At 58.7% G+C, this 16,586-nt stretch carries 19 protein-coding genes and 2 tRNA genes; 13 read left to right on the top strand and 8 right to left on the bottom strand.

Features of this window, described 5'->3' with window-relative positions; translation table 11 throughout:
* Window positions 1-178 precede the first annotated feature (178 nt).
* Entirely contained in the window at window positions 179-541 is a 363-nt protein-coding gene (locus phaeop14_RS09325; RefSeq protein ID WP_040170574.1) for an SUF system Fe-S cluster assembly protein, read from the bottom strand.
* Between the two features lie 235 nt (window positions 542-776).
* On the opposite strand from phaeop14_RS09325, the gene phaeop14_RS09320 reads away from it, so the two are divergent.
* Together phaeop14_RS09320 and phaeop14_RS09315 are read left to right on the top strand one after the other, a co-directional pair.
* Window positions 777-1,988, top strand: a complete 1,212-nt coding sequence (locus phaeop14_RS09320) for a GTP-binding protein (RefSeq protein WP_096789362.1) — start codon at window positions 777-779, stop codon at window positions 1,986-1,988.
* Window positions 1,985-2,659, top strand: coding sequence for a DUF1826 domain-containing protein (locus phaeop14_RS09315; RefSeq protein WP_096789361.1), 675 nt, complete (start codon window positions 1,985-1,987; stop codon window positions 2,657-2,659). The genes phaeop14_RS09320 and phaeop14_RS09315 overlap by 4 nt, the downstream gene beginning before the upstream one ends.
* Window positions 2,660-2,750: 91 nt before the next feature.
* Here phaeop14_RS09315 and phaeop14_RS09310 read toward each other — a convergent pair whose 3' ends face one another.
* Window positions 2,751-3,029: an NfeD family protein gene (locus tag phaeop14_RS09310; protein ID WP_040170575.1), complete on the bottom strand. Its 279-nt coding sequence runs from the start codon at window positions 3,027-3,029 to the stop codon at window positions 2,751-2,753.
* A complete protein-coding gene (locus phaeop14_RS09305; RefSeq protein WP_040170576.1) occupies window positions 3,026-3,919 on the bottom strand; it encodes an SPFH domain-containing protein in 894 nt (297 codons plus the stop codon). The genes phaeop14_RS09310 and phaeop14_RS09305 overlap by 4 nt, the downstream gene beginning before the upstream one ends.
* 363 nt (window positions 3,920-4,282) lie before the next feature.
* On the opposite strand from phaeop14_RS09305, the gene tgt reads away from it, so the two are divergent.
* The 5 genes from tgt to lon all read left to right on the top strand — a co-directional run bounded on the left by tgt (window position 4,283) and on the right by lon (window position 9,767).
* Window positions 4,283-5,413 carry a tRNA guanosine(34) transglycosylase Tgt gene (gene tgt / locus phaeop14_RS09300; RefSeq protein WP_096789360.1) on the top strand — a complete coding sequence of 377 codons (1,131 nt, stop codon included), beginning with the start codon at window positions 4,283-4,285 and terminating at the stop codon, window positions 5,411-5,413.
* 44 nt (window positions 5,414-5,457) lie between these two features.
* Window positions 5,458-6,183, top strand: coding sequence for a hypothetical protein (locus phaeop14_RS09295; RefSeq protein ID WP_145957397.1), 726 nt, complete (start codon window positions 5,458-5,460; stop codon window positions 6,181-6,183).
* A 98-nt stretch (window positions 6,184-6,281) separates the two neighbouring features.
* Complete coding sequence (locus tag phaeop14_RS09290) at window positions 6,282-6,632, top strand: hypothetical protein (protein ID WP_244905742.1); 351 nt, start codon at window positions 6,282-6,284, stop codon at window positions 6,630-6,632.
* A gap of 274 nt (window positions 6,633-6,906) precedes the next feature.
* Complete coding sequence (locus phaeop14_RS19685; protein ID WP_158524510.1) at window positions 6,907-7,059, top strand: hypothetical protein; 153 nt, start codon at window positions 6,907-6,909, stop codon at window positions 7,057-7,059.
* 293 nt (window positions 7,060-7,352) lie between these two features.
* Window positions 7,353-9,767: an endopeptidase La gene (gene lon, locus phaeop14_RS09280; RefSeq protein ID WP_096789357.1), complete on the top strand. Its 2,415-nt coding sequence runs from the start codon at window positions 7,353-7,355 to the stop codon at window positions 9,765-9,767.
* A 184-nt stretch (window positions 9,768-9,951) separates the two neighbouring features.
* Here lon and phaeop14_RS20070 read toward each other — a convergent pair whose 3' ends face one another.
* Both phaeop14_RS20070 and phaeop14_RS09270 read right to left on the bottom strand, forming a co-directional pair.
* Window positions 9,952-10,353, bottom strand: coding sequence for a GFA family protein (locus tag phaeop14_RS20070; protein WP_082035042.1), 402 nt, complete (start codon window positions 10,351-10,353; stop codon window positions 9,952-9,954).
* A 42-nt stretch (window positions 10,354-10,395) separates the two neighbouring features.
* Complete coding sequence (locus phaeop14_RS09270; protein WP_040179931.1) at window positions 10,396-10,752, bottom strand: cupin domain-containing protein; 357 nt, start codon at window positions 10,750-10,752, stop codon at window positions 10,396-10,398.
* A gap of 252 nt (window positions 10,753-11,004) precedes the next feature.
* Here phaeop14_RS09270 and phaeop14_RS09265 point away from each other — a divergent pair, with 252 nt between their 5' ends.
* On the top strand, window positions 11,005-11,703 hold the full coding sequence (locus tag phaeop14_RS09265) for a helix-turn-helix domain-containing protein (RefSeq protein ID WP_244905741.1): 699 nt from the start codon (window positions 11,005-11,007) through the stop codon (window positions 11,701-11,703).
* 493 nt (window positions 11,704-12,196) lie between these two features.
* On the opposite strand, the gene phaeop14_RS19680 is transcribed toward phaeop14_RS09265, so the two are convergent.
* The 3 genes from phaeop14_RS19680 to phaeop14_RS09255 form a co-directional block, all read right to left on the bottom strand.
* Window positions 12,197-12,346, bottom strand: coding sequence for a hypothetical protein (locus tag phaeop14_RS19680; protein WP_158524509.1), 150 nt, complete (start codon window positions 12,344-12,346; stop codon window positions 12,197-12,199).
* A 327-nt stretch (window positions 12,347-12,673) separates the two neighbouring features.
* The gene (locus phaeop14_RS09260; RefSeq protein ID WP_040170584.1) at window positions 12,674-12,946 is read right to left on the bottom strand and encodes a YrhK family protein; all 273 of its coding nucleotides are present in this window, start codon (window positions 12,944-12,946) and stop codon (window positions 12,674-12,676) included.
* A gap of 246 nt (window positions 12,947-13,192) precedes the next feature.
* Entirely contained in the window at window positions 13,193-14,248 is a 1,056-nt protein-coding gene (locus phaeop14_RS09255; protein ID WP_040170585.1) for a Leu/Phe/Val dehydrogenase, read from the bottom strand.
* 129 nt (window positions 14,249-14,377) lie between these two features.
* On the opposite strand from phaeop14_RS09255, the gene phaeop14_RS09250 reads away from it, so the two are divergent.
* From phaeop14_RS09250 to phaeop14_RS09230, 5 genes are all read left to right on the top strand, one after another.
* Window positions 14,378-14,833: an Lrp/AsnC family transcriptional regulator gene (locus phaeop14_RS09250; RefSeq protein ID WP_040170586.1), complete on the top strand. Its 456-nt coding sequence runs from the start codon at window positions 14,378-14,380 to the stop codon at window positions 14,831-14,833.
* Window positions 14,834-14,954: 121 nt separating this feature from the next.
* Window positions 14,955-15,029: transfer RNA gene (locus phaeop14_RS09245), tRNA-Val, on the top strand.
* 133 nt (window positions 15,030-15,162) lie between these two features.
* Window positions 15,163-15,732 (top strand): histidine phosphatase family protein, encoded by a 570-nt coding sequence (locus tag phaeop14_RS09240; protein ID WP_096789356.1) that lies wholly within the window; start codon window positions 15,163-15,165, stop codon window positions 15,730-15,732.
* Between the two features lie 77 nt (window positions 15,733-15,809).
* Window positions 15,810-15,885, top strand: a tRNA-Val gene (locus phaeop14_RS09235).
* Window positions 15,886-16,124: 239 nt separating this feature from the next.
* On the top strand, window positions 16,125-16,496 hold the full coding sequence (locus phaeop14_RS09230; protein ID WP_040170590.1) for a hypothetical protein: 372 nt from the start codon (window positions 16,125-16,127) through the stop codon (window positions 16,494-16,496).
* The last annotated feature ends 90 nt before the right edge of the window (window positions 16,497-16,586 follow it).

The following is a 16,586-nucleotide window of genomic DNA, read 5'->3' as shown; positions in this document are numbered from 1 at the left end:
GGCCGGGCGCGACGTCAGCCAGCGTGCGGCCCCGTTTAGGCTGCGCGCGCCCAGTGACTGTGCCTGCACTGTGCAGCGGGTCACGAAAAACGCGGCAGGCGAGGGGCCGTGCCGCGTTTTGTCTGGTGGAACAGGATCGGGTCAGGCGAGGGTCAGGCCCCGCCATCCGCCGATGCGGCTACATGAAGCCCAGTTCGAGCCGCGCCTCATCCGACATCATGTCCATGCCCCAGGGTGGCTCCCAGGTGAGTTCGACATCGACGCTTTTGACGCCGGGGACGGGAGAGACGGCATCGACGATCCAGCCCGGCATCTCACCGGCGACCGGGCAGCCGGGGGCGGTGAGGGTCATGATGATCTTCACATCATTTTCCGCCGTGATGTCGATGGTGTAGATCAGGCCCAGCTCATAGATATTCACAGGGATTTCAGGGTCATAAACAGACCGGCACGCGTCCACCACCGGCTCGTACAGCTCATGGCTGACAGAGGAGGGGGCGATCAGCGGTGTGCCTTCCAATGGTTCGGATGCGTTGGTCATTAAGGGCCTCGGTTCGTTTCCTGACTGTTTATATAGGGAAGCCGGGCGCGAGGGTCCAGTGGCGGATCGCACGCGGTTTGTGATCAAGCGTCGCAGGCGTGGCGAGGGATCTTGCAGCAAGATAGTGAAATGTTATATCGTAACATTTCTTGCGACTCACGAGGGATCGACCTGCTGACGGTGTCAGCGGCGTTCTCCTCCGTCGCGCTGTGCATCAGACTGGGTATCTATTTCGATGAAAGATAATCGCCTTCCTGTAACGGTCCTGTCCGGGTTTCTCGGAGCTGGAAAAACGACGTTGCTCAATCGTATTCTGAACAATCGCGACGGGCGCCGGGTCGCCGTAATCGTGAATGATATGTCGGAGATCAATATTGATGCGGATCTGGTGCGCGCGCATACAGAGCTGAGCCGCACCGATGAAACACTGGTGGAGATGTCCAATGGCTGTATCTGCTGCACCCTGCGTGATGATCTGCTGGCGGAAGTGCGGCGTCTGGCGGCGGAGGGGCGGTTTGACTATCTGTTGATCGAGTCCACCGGCATCTCCGAGCCGCTGCCGGTTGCCGCAACCTTTGAGTTTCGCGATGAGGCGGGCGAAAGCCTCTCGGATGTGGCGCGGCTTGATACGATGGTGACGGTGGTGGATGCGGTCAACCTGCGCCGAAACTTCTCCTCCCATGATTTCCTTGCGGATCGGGGAGAGACGCTGGGCGAGGAAGATGAGCGCACGCTGGTGCATCTGCTGACCGATCAGATCGAATTTGCCGATGTGGTGATCCTGAACAAGGTGGCGGACGCAGGCCCGGATGAGGCCGATGCAGCGCGCAAGATCATTCGCAGCCTGAATGCCGATGCCGAAATCATCGATGCCAATCATAGTGATGTCACGGCAGAGAAAATTTTGGATACCGGCTTGTTCGACTTTGAACAGGCGCATGAACACCCGATGTGGGCCAAGGAACTTTACGGGTTTGCCGATCACGTACCGGAGAGCGAGGAATATGGCGTCGCGTCATATGTATACCGGGCACGGCAACCCTTTGTACCGGAGCGGATATTGGCGCTGCTGAATGGGGATTTGCCGGGGGTGATCCGGGCCAAGGGGCATTTCTGGATCTCCACCCGGCCGGATTGGGTGGCGGAGTTTTCGCTGGCCGGGGCTTTGTCCAGTGTCAAACCGCTCGGCACCTGGTGGGCCTCGGTCCCGGTGGAGCGGCACCCAACCCATGAGCAGGGGCGTGCCTACATAAAAGCCCATTGGCAAGAGCCTTGGGGGGATCGCCGTCAGGAGTTGGTGTTCATCGGATCCGGTATCGATTGGGCCGGGCTGAAGGCACAGCTGGATGGATGCCTTGTGCCCGCGGAGGTGGCCACAGGCCGCGATCAACTGCCCGACTATACGGATCCTTTTCCCATCTGGCGGCAGCCGGAGGCTGCGGCGTGAGGGCGCTTCGCAAGAGCGCCCCGGACGTAGCGCTGCACTGCGATCTGACACGGGATGACACCGGGCTGCGGCGGTTTCTGGACCCGGATTGCGCCGCGCTGATCTGGCAGCGGGAGGCGCCCGCCAATGTGCAGCATTGGCTTGACCGGGTTGACCCGGATCGACTGCCCCGCGGGCGTGTCATCGTTCAGCCAGATATGGTGGCGCGGGTCTTTGCGGAGGTCTGCGCCATGTCCCGCCTGCCACAGGGGCCGGAACAGGACTGGCTTCAGGCGGATGTCACACGGCTGGCTGGCGCGTTTTCATCGTTGATGGATACCAGATATCTGCGGTTCCGGCTGGATGTGGTGACCACAAACGCCTGCCGTAAGTTCCATGTCGATGCCATCGCGGCCCGATTGGTCTGCAACTACCGGGGCACCGGAACCCAGCTGGGGGTATCTCACCAGGGCGAGCCTCCGGCCCATGTTCAAACGGTTGCGACCGGATTCCCCCTGCTGCTGCGCGGCACGCGCTGGCCTGCGCAACCGGCATCCGGTCTGTTGCACCGGTCCCTGCCGATTGAAGGCAGCGGTGAAACCCGTCTGGTGCTGGTGTTGGATCCGGTGACCGACCCGGAGGAGGAGGTGGACAACCATCTGGCTGCGCCCGCCGGGGGGCCGCTGCACTAACGAGGTGCCTGTCTGTCGGGTGTTCAAAAACGCAAAGGATCCGACCACCAAGGTCGACACCCCCGCCCGAAGTCTATCGGGCGGGGTCTACTCAGTCGTTGATATCGCGGTCGAAATGTTTCACCTGGCCCTTTGGTCCTTTGAAGAAGTGGCGAAGGACCAGCCAGGCGATCAGGGAGAGGGTGGCGTAAATCAACAGAAGCACGGGCAGGGTAATGCTGCCTGCTGGCGCAAAGGCGAGGAGCACCCCGACCACCACAGCGCCGAGGGCAAAGCCGAGGAACATGAACCCCGGCGCCAGGATCTCGACAATGGCGAGGCCGATCGCAATCGCGATCCAGACCCACCAGACCGAGAGCAGGGCGGTCATTTGCCGGCACCTTTCAGCATGTTGAACGCATTGCCAAAGGCCTCAAGCGCGTTGGCAGGGACCAATATGGTCTGTTTGCCGTCGCCGGACCCAAGGGTGTTGAGCGCCTCCACCTGTTTCAGAGCAACCTGATACTGCGCGGCCTCCAGCCCGTTTTCGGCGATCGCCTTGGCGACGACCTCGGTGGCGTAGGCTTCGGCGTCAGCCTGAATGCGGCGCGCCTTGGCGGTTTGTTCGGCGGCGTAGAGTTCGGCGTCAGCGGCCAGCTCAACAGAGCGTTTCTGACCCTCGGCCTCGGTCACCTGGGCGCGGCGGGCGCGTTCGGCATTGAGCTGCTGCAACATGGCATCGCGGGTCGCCTGATCGAGGTTCACATCCAGGATCTCGGCCCGCGTCACCTCAATGCCCCAATCATCCACGGCGCTTTCGACGCTGTTCTGGATCTGACCGATCAGCTGGGATCGGTTGGACTGCACCTCATCCAGATCCATCTTGCCGATCTCGGCTCGCACGATGCCAGCCACGGTGGTGGCAATGGCGCCGTCCACGTCCCGGATCCGGTAGACGGTCTTCTCCGGCTCAAGGATGCGATAAAAGACGGAGGTGTCGATCTGCACCAGCACGTTGTCCTTGGTGATGGCGTCCTGGCTGGCATTGGGCAGCTGACGTTCCAGAATGGAGACCTTATGGGCTACGGAATCCAGAAGCGGCACGATGAAATTGATCCCCGGCCCAAGCACTGCATGCAGGCGGCCAAAGCGTTCGACCACATATTTCTCGGACTGCGGCACGATGCGGATGCCCTTGAAGATCAGGATGATCAGGAAAATCGCGCCAAGAATGTAGATGATGTTCTGCGTCAGAAGGCTGAGCAGGAGTTCTTCGGTCATTTTGCCTCACAATATCATTTGTATACTATGGTATTCATTTGAGGGCTGCCATCGCGGGTTTCAAGGCTGCCGCCGCCGCCCAGTCCTGTCTTCTATGGCGTTTGCGGGGCTAGCAGGCAAGGGACGAGAGACGGGGAACCTGTCAGGACCAGACGCATTATGAGACGCTGAGGCTGAGTTGGGGCGCTTTGATCTTTGGTTTGCCTGCGACCATACAGGGTTGAAAACCGGGTCGGGATCGGGCACATGCGGCAGGTTCTGTTGATCCGGTTGCGGACGGCAGAGAGGCCGGGGTCAGGTGATCCCGTCGGACATGGACCTGCTGCGGCGGGCCCCGCATAAAACAGCCCCGAGGAAGATATCATGGCGCCGAAAATCTCATTCGACCTGAAAGCCACCGATGGCAAGGCCCGCACCGGGGTGATCAATACACCGCGCGGGGAGATCCGCACGCCTGCCTTCATGCCGGTTGGCACGGCCGCAACCGTAAAGGCGATGATGCCGGAGAGCGTGCGTGCGACCGGGGCGGATATCCTCTTGGGCAACACCTATCATCTGATGCTGCGCCCGACGGCTGAGCGGATCGACCGCCTGGGCGGTTTGCACAAGTTCATGAATTGGGATCGGCCGATCCTGACGGACAGTGGCGGGTTTCAGGTGATGTCGCTGGCAGGTCTGCGTAAGCTGACCGAGAAGGGCGTGACCTTCAAAAGCCATGTGGATGGCTCCAAGCACGAGCTGACGCCAGAGCGGTCGATGGAGATCCAGAAGCTCTTGGGGTCCGACATTGTGATGTGTTTTGACGAATGCCCGGCGCTGCCCGCGGACCGCGACCGCATTGCTGAATCGATGCGCCTGTCGATGCGTTGGGCCGAGCGCAGCCGCGAGGCGTTCGGCGACCGTCCGGGCCATGCGCTGTTTGGCATCATGCAGGGCGGGCTTGAGCAGGATCTGCGCGAAGAAAGCGCCGAGGCGCTGACCAAGATCGGGTTCGAGGGCTATGCGGTGGGCGGCCTTGCGGTCGGTGAGGGGCAGGAGGCGATGTTTGATTGCCTTGATTATGCCCCCGGTTTCCTTCCCGAGGATAAGCCGCGCTACCTGATGGGCGTGGGCAAGCCCGATGATATCGTTGGCGCGGTGGCCCGTGGCATCGATATGATGGACTGCGTGTTGCCGTCGCGCTCTGGTCGGACGGGGCAGGCGTTCACCCGCTACGGTGTGGTGAATATCAAAAACGCCCGCCATCAGGATGACCCGCGCCCCTTGGATGAGAATTGCACCTGCCCAGCGTGCAGCACCTATTCCCGCGCCTATCTGCACCATGTGTTCCGCTCCAACGAGATGATCTCCGGCATGCTGCTGACCTGGCACAACCTGCATTACTTCCAGGAGATCATGCAGGGCATGCGCGACGCGATCGCAGCGTGCAGTTTTGAGGCCTGGCAGAAGGATTTTCACGACACCCGCGCGCAAGGCGATATTGAGCGGTTGTAATCACAAACCAAAATCGACTGCGCACTGGCAGTGGATTTGAAGTTATGTTTTTTCACTGGTATGGAATTGACCTGATGAATTTTTTGACACGCGTCACAGTTTGTTTGAGCACTGTATTGAGCCTCTCTGCATGCATGGAGGGTGGCAGCTCATCATCCCGAGCGCCTAAACAGCTGAGCTTTCAAGATGTTGCCGCGATGGAGCTCTATCAGCGCGGTGGCGATAGACCCTTTTTTGATGGTGGCCTTGCAGCCAAGAGAGTCTCGGCTGCGGTGCTTTTTGTTCCGGGTGGTGCAGCGCGGCATGATGCCGTCAAGGGTAACGCCGTCTACTTTCAAGTTACCGTAGGCACATCAGAAAGCACCTTCCGTCCGCCTGAGCATTTGCCGAGCAGCGTTTTTGCCGGGCTATCAAAGCCTGAGCTGGTTGCCCTTCACAGTGACCTGACCTCGGGCCGGACGTCAGGGCGTGTCTTGGGATTGGCAAAAACGGCCGCACGCCAGACAATTTGTGCCGCTGGCACGGTGAGCCTTGATGACAGACCGATCCGCGAGGGCGTTCCGTTGACACCCCAGCAACAGGCCCGTGTGAATGCGGCGCTAGGCGGTCGTTTGGATCGAATTCTGGAGATGAAAAAAGCGGACTTAGACCGGCTCGGAATTGGCTTTCTCCTGAATCGTGAAACCAGACCGGTACCGAATTTCTACTACAAAACTTATCGCTACAGCGGCACCAAATCAGCCTTACTGAGGATGAAATGCTTGTTCTAGGGAGGAGTGTCGGGCTCATTGCGCTATGTGTTGCCGCGTGCAGCGGGCACGAGGTTACCAAACTCAATCCCTCCGTAGACCGGATCTCTGAGGAGGGATTGACCTATCCCTCCTCAGGGGTGACCTATCTGCACTGGGACAAGGGGCATGGCTACCAAGTCACCTACTACAGCGAAAAGCATGTCTGGCTTTGGTATCCCGGAAACAGGGCTGCGCTTCGTGGGGATTGGGTGCAAGAGCTTGTCGCGGGCGAGTATTACCTCTGCTTCACCTATCCCCACAGCTCCTACAATTCCGTGACGGGTGTTGTCGGTGGTCAAAAAGAATGCCAGTTGCAGACCGTTTTGGGTGGGGCGCTTGAGGGTGCGTTGGCTGGTGATGTGTACAACTTGTCATCGGGCATGGTCCCGTACGTGCTTCGTAAGGACAAACGGCCCGCAGAGTTTTGAGATGCGTGCAGCCGCGTTTGACACTGGCGAGGAGCCGCTTTGAGGCCTGGCAAAAGGACTTCCACGACACCCGGGCGCAAGGCGATATTGAGCGGTTGTGATTTGAGGTGGAGGGGCGCGCGTCGGAGTTTGCCTGTGTTCCCTTTGTGTTGTGTCCGTGTTGTCGAAAACTTGAGCGAATGTTCATCGGCGGGACGCGCCCAGAACACCTTTGCGCCACAAATCAGCAGTGAACTGCGAGGCAGGCATATAACGACCCAAGTGGAGAGATCCGATGAATGACACCGCTTCGACTGGACTGGCGCATTGCTCGCTGATGATTTTACTGGCCACGGGGGTGGCGATTTTTGCGCTGATGGATGACCGCTCGGATCCGATGGCGCGCGGCGGTAGTCTGGGCCATCTGAGTGTCACAGCCATCGACTAGCACTGCAGCGGAACGTGGTGTGGATGTCCCTTGACCGACGGCATTTTGGGCAGATCTGTTAACAGAATTTGTGAATGAGCGGCCTCGCGGGGTCGCCTTTCATCATTTGGTATCCTTGTGCCCATTTGCGCCCTTGTGGTCCGGACGCGCTGCGGGCAATGTGATCCCAAACATTGAGGCACGGCGGTTGAAATCCTTCTCCTGCTGCACCAGATAAAAAAGCCAATGAGGAGACGCACCAAAGCTGCCGGTTGATCGGGGCGGGGGCGTCTTGCCAAATCGAAGGACCGAGTATGCAAGAGCCACTCAATTCATCCTACCCCGTCCTGCCGCTGCGCGACATCGTTGTGTTCCCGCATATGATCGTGCCGCTGTTTGTCGGGCGGGACAAATCGGTGCGTGCCCTGGAAGAGGTGATGACTGACGACAAGCAGATCCTGCTGTCCAGTCAGATTGACCCGGCAGAGGATGATCCACAATCCGACGGTATCTACAATGTTGGCGTGCTGGCCAATGTGCTGCAGTTGCTGAAGCTGCCCGACGGCACTGTGAAGGTGCTGGTCGAAGGCCACGCGCGGGTGAAGATCACCGAATATCTGGAAAACGACAATTTCTTCGAGGCGCGGGCGGAGTATCTGACCGAAATGCCCGGCGATGTGACCACCGTTGAGGCGTTGCTGCGTACCGTCGGCGATGAGTTCGAGCGCTACGCAAAGGTCCGCAAGAACATCCCGGAAGAGGCGCTGAGCGCCGTTGGCGAGACCACGGAACCGGCCAAGCTGGCCGATCTGGTCGCCGGTCATCTGGGTATCGAGGTCGACAACAAGCAGGACCTGCTGGAGACCCTGTCGGTCTCTGAGCGTCTGGAGAAGGTCTATGGCCTGATGCAGGGCGAGCTGTCGGTGCTGCAGGTCGAGAAGAAGATCAAGACCCGCGTCAAGACGCAGATGGAGAAGACCCAGCGCGAATATTACCTGAATGAGCAGATGAAGGCCATTCAGAAGGAGTTGGGCGACAGTGAGGACGGCTCTAACGAGGTCGCCGAGTTGGAAGCGAAGATCGCTGAAACCAAACTCTCAAAAGAGGCTCGCGAAAAGGCCGAAGGTGAGCTGAAGAAGCTCAAGAACATGTCGCCGATGTCGGCCGAGGCCACAGTTGTGCGCAACTACCTCGACTGGATCCTGGCGCTGCCCTGGGGCACCAAATCGCGTGTGAAGAAAGACCTGAGCCGGGCCCAAGACATTCTGGACGCCGATCACTATGGTCTGGAAAAGGTCAAGGAGCGCATTGTCGAATATCTCGCGGTGCAGCAGCGTTCGGCCAAGCTGAAAGGCCCGATCCTGTGCCTCGTTGGCCCTCCGGGTGTTGGTAAGACCTCGCTTGGTAAATCCGTCGCCAAGGCAACCGGTCGTGAGTTTATCCGCATCTCCCTTGGGGGTGTGCGCGATGAGAGCGAGATCCGCGGCCACCGCCGGACCTACATCGGCTCCATGCCCGGTAAGATCATTCAGGCGCTGAAAAAAGCGAAGACCACCAACCCGCTGATCCTGCTCGATGAAATCGACAAGATGGGGCAGGATTTCCGTGGCGATCCAGCGTCGGCGATGCTGGAGGTGCTGGACCCGGAACAGAATGCGACCTTCATGGACCACTACCTTGAAGTGGAATATGACCTGTCGAACGTGATGTTCCTGACCACTTCGAACAGCTACAACATGCCGGGGCCGCTCTTGGACCGAATGGAGATCATTCCGCTGTCGGGTTATACCGAGGACGAGAAGCGCGAGATCGCAAAGCAGCACCTGATTTCAAAGCAGGTGAAGAACCATGGCCTGAAAGCCAAGGAGTTCGAGCTGACCGATGAGGCGCTGACCGAGATCATCCGCACCTATACCCGTGAGGCGGGCGTGCGGAACCTGGAGCGTGAAATCGCCAAAGTGGCGCGGAAATCGCTGACCAAGATCGTGAAGAAAGAGGCGGAGACCGTATCTGTCACAGGCGATAATCTGGATGATTTCCTTGGTGTTGCGAAGTATCGCTACGGGCTCGCCGAGAAAGAGGATCAAGTCGGTGTCGTGACCGGTCTGGCCTATACATCGGTCGGCGGTGAACTGCTGAGCATCGAGGCCCTGCGCCTGCCGGGCAAAGGTCGGATGAAGACCACCGGTAAGCTAGGCGATGTGATGAAGGAGTCGATCGAGGCGGCATCCAGCTATGTGCGGTCGATCTCACCTCAACTGGGGGTGAAACCACCGAAGTTCGACAAGATCGACATCCACGTGCACGTGCCGGACGGCGCCACGCCAAAGGATGGGCCAAGCGCCGGTCTGGCCATGGTGACGGCAATTGTGTCGGTGCTGACCGGCATTCCGGTGCGCAAGGACATCGCCATGACTGGCGAAGTGACGCTGCGCGGCAACGCGACAGCCATTGGCGGCCTGAAGGAGAAACTGTTGGCGGCCCTGCGCGGTGGTATCAAGACGGTGTTGATCCCGCAGGAGAATGAGAAAGACCTGCCGGATATCCCGGACAACGTGAAAGAGGGGCTCACCATTATTCCCGTCAGCCACGTCTCCGAGGTGCTGAAACACGCGCTGACCGCCACGCCGGAGCCGGTGGAGTGGGATGAGGCGGCAGAGGAAGCCGCCGCCGCAGCCAAGGCCGCCTTGGGCGCGCCCGACGACACGGCGGGAGCCACGGCCCATTGATCGGCGCTGCGGGCGCTGCCCGTATGGTCTGACATTGGTCTGTACTCGACAATCACAAACGGGCGGCCCTGCTGGGGTCGCCCGGTTATCGTTTATATACATGTCTCAGGCTGGCGCATGTTGGATCGGCACTGCCCTGATGGCCGCTCAGAGCGCGAGCCGATGAATGTCAAATTAGCGGCAACTATCGGTTGGGCGTCATCTTGGGCGACGCGGGGAGATCAGGGTCAACGTAGTCCCAAGAGAGGGCGCTGTCGACGTAGATGGCGCGATCTGGCGGCGCCAACTCCGGATCGTCCAGTGAGGACGTACGAAGCACAACCAGCCCCTCTAGACCATCGCGCGTATGGTAGATCGCGCTCCCGCATACAGGGCAGAAGCGTCGGGTGATCCGGTTTCCGCTATCTGCCAATTTAGTGTATTCGGCTACGGCGCCTTCCAACAAAAACGCGTCGAAGGGAATGACTGTATGTGTCGCGTGCCCGGTCCCTCCGATCCTTCGGCAATCTGAACAGTAGCACTGAACAGTGGCCAGGGGATTGGAAGCAGAACTGTAACGAACCTTGCCACAGAGACAGCCGCCCATGAAGCCGATTGCGTTTGGTGTCTTATCCATATGACGAGTGTATCATATACGAGTCTTCGGCGCAGCTTCTCGGTTCGCATCGCCGGAATTTGGTTCTCCCTTTGGTTCGATCAACAGCACCTTGACCTCGCTTGCTGCACGGGGACGATGGACGACGCCTTTGGGTACGATGAAAAGTTCACCCGCCGAAATTGTCCGCGTTGGTTCCCCTTTGATGTCCATCTGTAGCTCGCCCTCCAGTACATAAAAGAAGTCGTCCGTCGTGGCGTGTTTGTGAAATTCATACTCGCCAAGAAGCTTCACGACCATGATCTCATTGTCATTGTAATCAGCGATGACATGTGGGTCCCAATGGGTGGAAAACCTACTCAGCTTCTCTGCAAGGTTGATCGCTTTCATTGTGAATTCCTTTCCTGTTCAGTGTAGTGTGCTGCCAACGGCATTCAGGAGGTCCGATATTCACCGGGCGCAGACATCCCCAGGAGATAGATCACATGATGTGACGCCCGGTCTTGAACGATCGTGCGCGCAGGATTGGGTCTGCACTGCGCCATGGCAGGCAGGTGTTCAGCGGATTGAAGCCTATTTCTTCGGCGACGCGTATGCGCCCCATCGCCATGACACCTTTTCATCGGGTATACGATCCGAGGCGTGCAGAGGTTCGATTATCGTGGGGCGCGGTCGGACAGCTTGCCTGGGCAGGTGATCGTCTTGCATCCCGATGAAATCCATACCGGGGAGGCAGGCACCGAAGCGGGGTTTCACTACAGGATGCTGTATGTTGAACCGTCTCTGATTCGCCAAGCACTTGGAGTTGCGGGTGCGGCGCTGCCGTTTCTGCGCGAAGCGGTTCTGACTGACCCTGTGCTTGTGCGCGCAATCCATTCAGCGTTCTCTGATATGGAAAACGTCTTGGAGCCAGTAGCACTTGACGAGATATCGGCGCTCCTGGCGGATGGGCTCGTGGCAAATGATCCGTCGGCTCAGCGGGCGTCAGCCCCCCTGACTGACTTTGAAGCTGCTCAGTGTGCCCGTGAATTTATGGATGCCAATGCCTGCAGGATCATCTCGTCGGACGAACTGGAAACTGTAACCGGTCAAGGCCGTTTCGCTCTTTCTAGGCACTTCAGAAAAGCCTTTGGTACAAGCCCGTACCGGTATCAGACAATGCGTAGGCTGGATCGTGCGAAGGCTGAAATCGCAAGCGGTGGAACATTAGCCGACGTAGCGATCACGACGGGATTTAGCGATCAGGCTCATATGACTCGCCAGTTCAAGGCAAACTTCGGGATTTCACCGGGAGAGTGGAGCAAGCTCACAAGACGGGCACGGCTCCTGCCGACCAGTTAGGCACCAAACCGGTCGGCGCCCGATGACAGCTCCGTCTTAGGTTTGTGACTGCTGTTCAGCCTGAGCAGCAGCAGCGACCAATCGGACACGTAAGAAAGCGCGGGCTGTTTTGGGTCTATGGGGTTGTGGGTTGCAGCCGCGGTGTCGAAGGTTGAGAGCAGACGGTCGTGTGACGACGAGCAGCCTATACAAGCTTAAATCCCCGACACGGCTGGATTGGATGGTTGCTCGTCGTGGGGCTACAGGCCTGATGTCGCTTGATTTGGGGAGGGGCCGATCTGACTGGTTCGGTGCCTTGTCGCTGCGAGGCCGGTTGCGGCAAGAGTTATGGGCGATGTGCTGGTGACTGCATTTGGTGTAGGTGGCAACAGGGCCATCCAAAGCAGTGCTCCGGCAGTTCCCGACTGTTTTCTCGTGACATTGCTGCGCGTTACACTGCCGGGCAGTGAAGATCACCTTCAACTGAGGCAGGTTCAGGTGCAACACCGCGCTCTTACATAGCCAGCTGGACCTTGCGCAGTTCCTGCGGTGTCGCGCTTCCCAGCGCAGGCCTCGCAAATCGGGTGAAATCATGCATCGCACGCAGGTAGATTGTCTGGGTCTGCGGCTGCAGATCCTTGATCCGCATATCTTCAAGAAACATATTGGCGCCGCTTGGGAACATATTGAATGGTCATCAGCCCCCTTGCCATTGGATTGAGCAACTCGCAAACGTCGGACAGATGTATCATTTCGCAAAATCCACGCCACTCACATCAGCGCGCAGCACACGCCACAACACTACCACGAGAAAGGTTTCGTCCAGCGCCCGCCTAGCCGACGTTAGTTCGGAACGCCTCCTGGCGGGTGTCTCCGCAGCCATCCAATCTGTGGCGAGTGTGGAACGGGATTTGAGTGGGCTGAGCCATACCTCTGATCGTCGGCTCTTCCGCCTCGGGTAAGCTGTGGGTGGGCCCAGGTGGTAGCCATGTTACTGCTGCGTGACATCTTCATAGTCGCCCAGCCGCAGATAGGCATATTCGCGGTAGAGTTTGATGGTCGGGCGCAGTCCGAAGAGGATCGATCCGATTAGGAACAGCCAGGTGCCGGTATAGGTCGTGGCTTCCTTAAAAAACAGCACACTGCCCACCACAAAAAGTACTGCGGCTGAGACATCGACAATGGTGTAGGCAATTTCGCAATAGGCGTAGATCTTTTTGTGCCGATCACTGCGATTGCGGTTGTCGGGGTGAAACAGGGGCATACGGTTCTCCTCGGGGTGTTCTCTGTAATGTGGTCATAAAACGTCTGAATGGCGCTTTGGTTCAACGTCTCTTTTCACCAGTGGCCCGCGGTCCAAAAAAAAGTGGACGCCCAAACCGGACGCCCACTCTGTTTGGTCTTGGGCTCCCCGATTAGGTCGGGGTCTTCCATCTGACGTCCGCTCTTTGATGGCGGAATTGAACATCAGCCCCTGCTGGAGGGGCGCGTCGAATGTAGATCAGCCGGGTCAGGCGGCTTTTGGTGCCATTTTTGCATGAACAGTAGCAATCGCCACAGCGTCGGGGCTGGTGGCATCGGCGGCGGCCTGCGTCAAGATCGCCTTCATGGTCAGTTCAAGTGCCTCCAACCGGTCCGCTACAAAGCTGTTGCGGTTGCGGATCTTCAGAATCTCTGTTGCCACATTGATGATGCCGCCGCCATTGGCCACAAAATCGGGGGCGTAGAGAATGCCGCGCTGATGCAGGGCGGTTGCGTCCTCGGAGGAGGCAAGCTGGTTGTTGGCGCCACCGGCCACCAGAGCCACCTTGAGCTGCGGGATGGTGTTGCTGTTGAGGATGCCACCAATCGCGCAGGGGGCAAAGATATCTGCCTCAACGGCGTAAATCTCATCCGGCGCGACGGCTGTTGCACCGAAGGCCTCGACCGCGCGGGTGACCTGTGCTTCGTTCACATCGGTGACGATCAGCTTGGCGCCGGCCTTGTTGAGGAAGTCGCAGAGATACCAGCCCACGTGACCCAGCCCCTGAACGGAGACAACCCGATCGGTGAGGTCGATCTGCCCCGTCTTATGCTCCCATGCGGTGCGGATCGCGTTGAAAATGCCGCGCGCGGTAATGGGGGAGGGATCACCTGAGGCATATTCACCATCGGCCAGCCCGGCGACGGAGGTGGTTTCCTCGGCAAGGATCGCCATGTCAGCGGGGCTCATGCCCATATCTTCGGCGGTGATGTAGCGGCCATCCAAACTGTCGATGGCGCGGGCAAAGGCGCGCAGCAGCTCGGGCGTTTTCTGGGTCGCAGGGTCGCCAATGATCACAGCCTTGCCACCGCCAAGTGCGAGGCCGGCCGCTGCGTTCTTATAGGTCATGCCTTCGCTGAGGCGTTTGACATCGGACAGTGCGTCTTCGACGTCGGCATAGGGGCGCATCCGCAGCCCGCCCGCCGCAGGACCGAGCAACGTAGAATGCACGGCGATAAAGCCGGTAAGGCCAACCGAGGCGTCCTCGACCCGGTAGATTTCTTCATGTGTCGAGGTGGCGACGGGAGTGATTGTGGCTGTCATTTTTGGATTGCTCCTCCATTTCGCTAAAGAATACAGCTGGGGAACCGCTGGTTTCCTCCAAATATTGACGTCTGGATTGCGAATTTTAGAGATTACCGCTAAAATGGGCCGGGGAATGAGGGGGAAGACGTGGATAACATAGACCGAAAGATACTGGCCGCTTTGCAGGAAAATGGGCGGATCAAGATTGCCGAGCTGGCGGAGAAGGTCGGTCTTTCCGCAACGCCCTGTGCCCGCCGGGTTGCCAACCTTGAAGAGAGCGGGGTGATATCGGGCTACTCAGCGCGAGTGAACCAGGCGGAGGTTGGGTTGCCGGTCACCATCTTCGTCGCCGTAGAGCTGGAGCGCCAGTCCACCGAGGGGCTGCAGGCCTTTGAGGCGGCAGTGCGGCGCTTTGATCAGGTGATGGAGTGCTATCTGATGACTGGGAGCCGGGATATTCTGCTGCGCGTGGTGGCGCAGGATCTGACAGATTTTGACCGCTTTCTCGAGCATCGGTTGATGCGGGTGCCGGGGATCCGCAACACCCGCTCCAGCTTTACCCTGCGCACGATGATCTGTCGCAATGTGCTGCCGCTGGATTAGCGGTTTGGGCAGCGGCGTTGGTCTGGCGATATCATGGACAGGGCAAAAATGATGGCGCCGTTGGTTTTTTCGATCCGGCCCTCTTGCAGTGGCGCGCATCGGGCGGTATGACCGCCGACAAGGGTGATTAGCTCAGTGGTAGAGCGCTTCGTTCACATCGAAGATGTCAGGAGTTCAAATCTCTTATCACCCACCATTCCCTCTCATTCTGACGGTTTAATGTGTCTGCAGACGTGGCTGTGCTTTATTGCGCGTGCTCTTCCCTGCCTCGGAAAACCTGTCTAGATGTTGCGGCAACGCCGAAGAGCGAAGCAGCAAAGAGGGCAGGCATGGCATATCCGAAAATCTGGTTTCTGCGGCATGGGCAGACGGAATGGAATGCCGAAGGGCGCATTCAAGGCCAGCTGGAATCAAAACTCAGCCCGCTGGGGATTGAACACGCCCAACAGCAAGCCAGTCTGATGGCGCCGATTCTGGCGCAGGGACCGGCCTGTTTTGTCTCGCCGCTGGGGCGGGCACAGCAGACCGCGCAGATTGCGCTCGGCGGGCAGCCCTATACCACCGATGCGCGGCTTGCCGAGGCGCAGGCCGGCGTGTTTCAGGGCATGACTCGCGAGGAGGTGGCAGCGCAATATCCTGAAATTTATGCTGCCAATCCGTTGAATTTAGATCTGTTCTGCGCGGCACCGCAGGGCGAGGGGTTTGCGGCGTTTCAGGCCCGCATTGCCGAGTTTCTGAACGGGTTGAACGAGCCGACTGTGGTGGTGTCGCATGGGCTGTGGGGGCAGGTGCTACGCGGGCTGATCTGCGGGCTGTCGCGCGCCGAGATGGCGGCGCTGCCCAATGAACAGGGCTGTATTTATGAGTTGTCGCAGGGCGGTGAACAGGTGCTGCGCTGAGGCGAGGACTTTTTTCGCAGATTTCTGCGATTTACCTCTTGCGTCCAGCGCGGGGTTTCTCTAAATCCGCGCTCACCGGGTCGTTAGCTCAGTTGGTAGAGCGCTTCGTTTACACCGAAGATGTCGGGAGTTCGAGCCTCTCACGACCCACCATTATCCCCTTGAAAATGCTCGTACATTGCTCTGCCATCGCCTGACTATCTGCGTTTTGGGCGTGGCCTGAGGTCAATCGCTGACTTCCGTAAGCTATCATATTTTTGACCATTGATCATCGCATGGCGGCTGGATTTGCCGGTCAAGCGATCTCGCGCTAGGCTGCTGGTGCTCCCTTGATGTTTTTATCAGCTATGTAGGGAGAATTTGTAGCAATTTTAAGACTTGGAGTTTCTGTGATGACGTATAAGGCAATCCTTTCATTTGTGGTGTCTGTCCTGCTGGCCATGCCGGTCGCGGGGGAGGCGGGGTCCTTCAAGCATGTGAAGACCGAGGCGGATTTCCTCGCTCTGGTCAGTGGTAAGACGCTGAGCGCCGATTGGGGGAGTATGCAGATTCTGCCCAATGGGAAGATCAAGGGAAAGACCAAGCAAGGTAAGTTGGTCGGCGCCTGGCAATGGAATGGCAGCTTGTGGTGCCGCAATGTGCGAATTGGCAAGCAGCCGGAGCGGGGGACCGATTGTCAGAAAATCGGGATCTCGGGAAACCAGCTGCAGTTTATCCGGGAGCAGGGCAAGGGCACGGCTGGTGTGATGGTGATTTCCAACTGATCCGCACAAAGATCGCCACGGGCGGGTCGACTACGCCCGTGGCGCGCGCCAGTGGCGCCTGTATTGATGTGATCTCATAGAACGCGCGTA

The sequence above is a fragment of the Phaeobacter piscinae genome, assembly GCF_002407245.1.
GTDB lineage: Bacteria > Pseudomonadota > Alphaproteobacteria > Rhodobacterales > Rhodobacteraceae > Phaeobacter > Phaeobacter piscinae.
This window is presented reverse-complemented; position numbering and strand designations above follow the sequence as displayed.

Coding starts and splice junctions, on each gene's coding strand:
- phaeop14_RS09310 (WP_040170575.1), bottom strand. CDS start 3,029: ATGACCGCCCTGCTCTCGGTCTGGTGGGTCTGGATCGCGATTGCGATC.
- phaeop14_RS19680 (WP_158524509.1), bottom strand. CDS start 12,346: ATGTTTCTTGAAGATATGCGGATCAAGGATCTGCAGCCGCAGACCCAG.
- phaeop14_RS09230 (WP_040170590.1), top strand. CDS start 16,125: ATGACGTATAAGGCAATCCTTTCATTTGTGGTGTCTGTCCTGCTGGCC.
- phaeop14_RS09305 (WP_040170576.1), bottom strand. CDS start 3,919: ATGACCGAAGAACTCCTGCTCAGCCTTCTGACGCAGAACATCATCTAC.
- phaeop14_RS09255 (WP_040170585.1), bottom strand. CDS start 14,248: ATGACAGCCACAATCACTCCCGTCGCCACCTCGACACATGAAGAAATC.
- tgt (WP_096789360.1), top strand. CDS start 4,283: ATGGCGCCGAAAATCTCATTCGACCTGAAAGCCACCGATGGCAAGGCC.
- phaeop14_RS09270 (WP_040179931.1), bottom strand. CDS start 10,752: ATGAAAGCGATCAACCTTGCAGAGAAGCTGAGTAGGTTTTCCACCCAT.
- phaeop14_RS09260 (WP_040170584.1), bottom strand. CDS start 12,946: ATGCCCCTGTTTCACCCCGACAACCGCAATCGCAGTGATCGGCACAAA.
- phaeop14_RS09325 (WP_040170574.1), bottom strand. CDS start 541: ATGACCAACGCATCCGAACCATTGGAAGGCACACCGCTGATCGCCCCC.
- phaeop14_RS19685 (WP_158524510.1), top strand. CDS start 6,907: ATGAATGACACCGCTTCGACTGGACTGGCGCATTGCTCGCTGATGATT.
- phaeop14_RS09240 (WP_096789356.1), top strand. CDS start 15,163: ATGGCATATCCGAAAATCTGGTTTCTGCGGCATGGGCAGACGGAATGG.
- lon (WP_096789357.1), top strand. CDS start 7,353: ATGCAAGAGCCACTCAATTCATCCTACCCCGTCCTGCCGCTGCGCGAC.
- phaeop14_RS20070 (WP_082035042.1), bottom strand. CDS start 10,353: ATGGGCGGCTGTCTCTGTGGCAAGGTTCGTTACAGTTCTGCTTCCAAT.
- phaeop14_RS09320 (WP_096789362.1), top strand. CDS start 777: ATGAAAGATAATCGCCTTCCTGTAACGGTCCTGTCCGGGTTTCTCGGA.
- phaeop14_RS09295 (WP_145957397.1), top strand. CDS start 5,458: ATGTTTTTTCACTGGTATGGAATTGACCTGATGAATTTTTTGACACGC.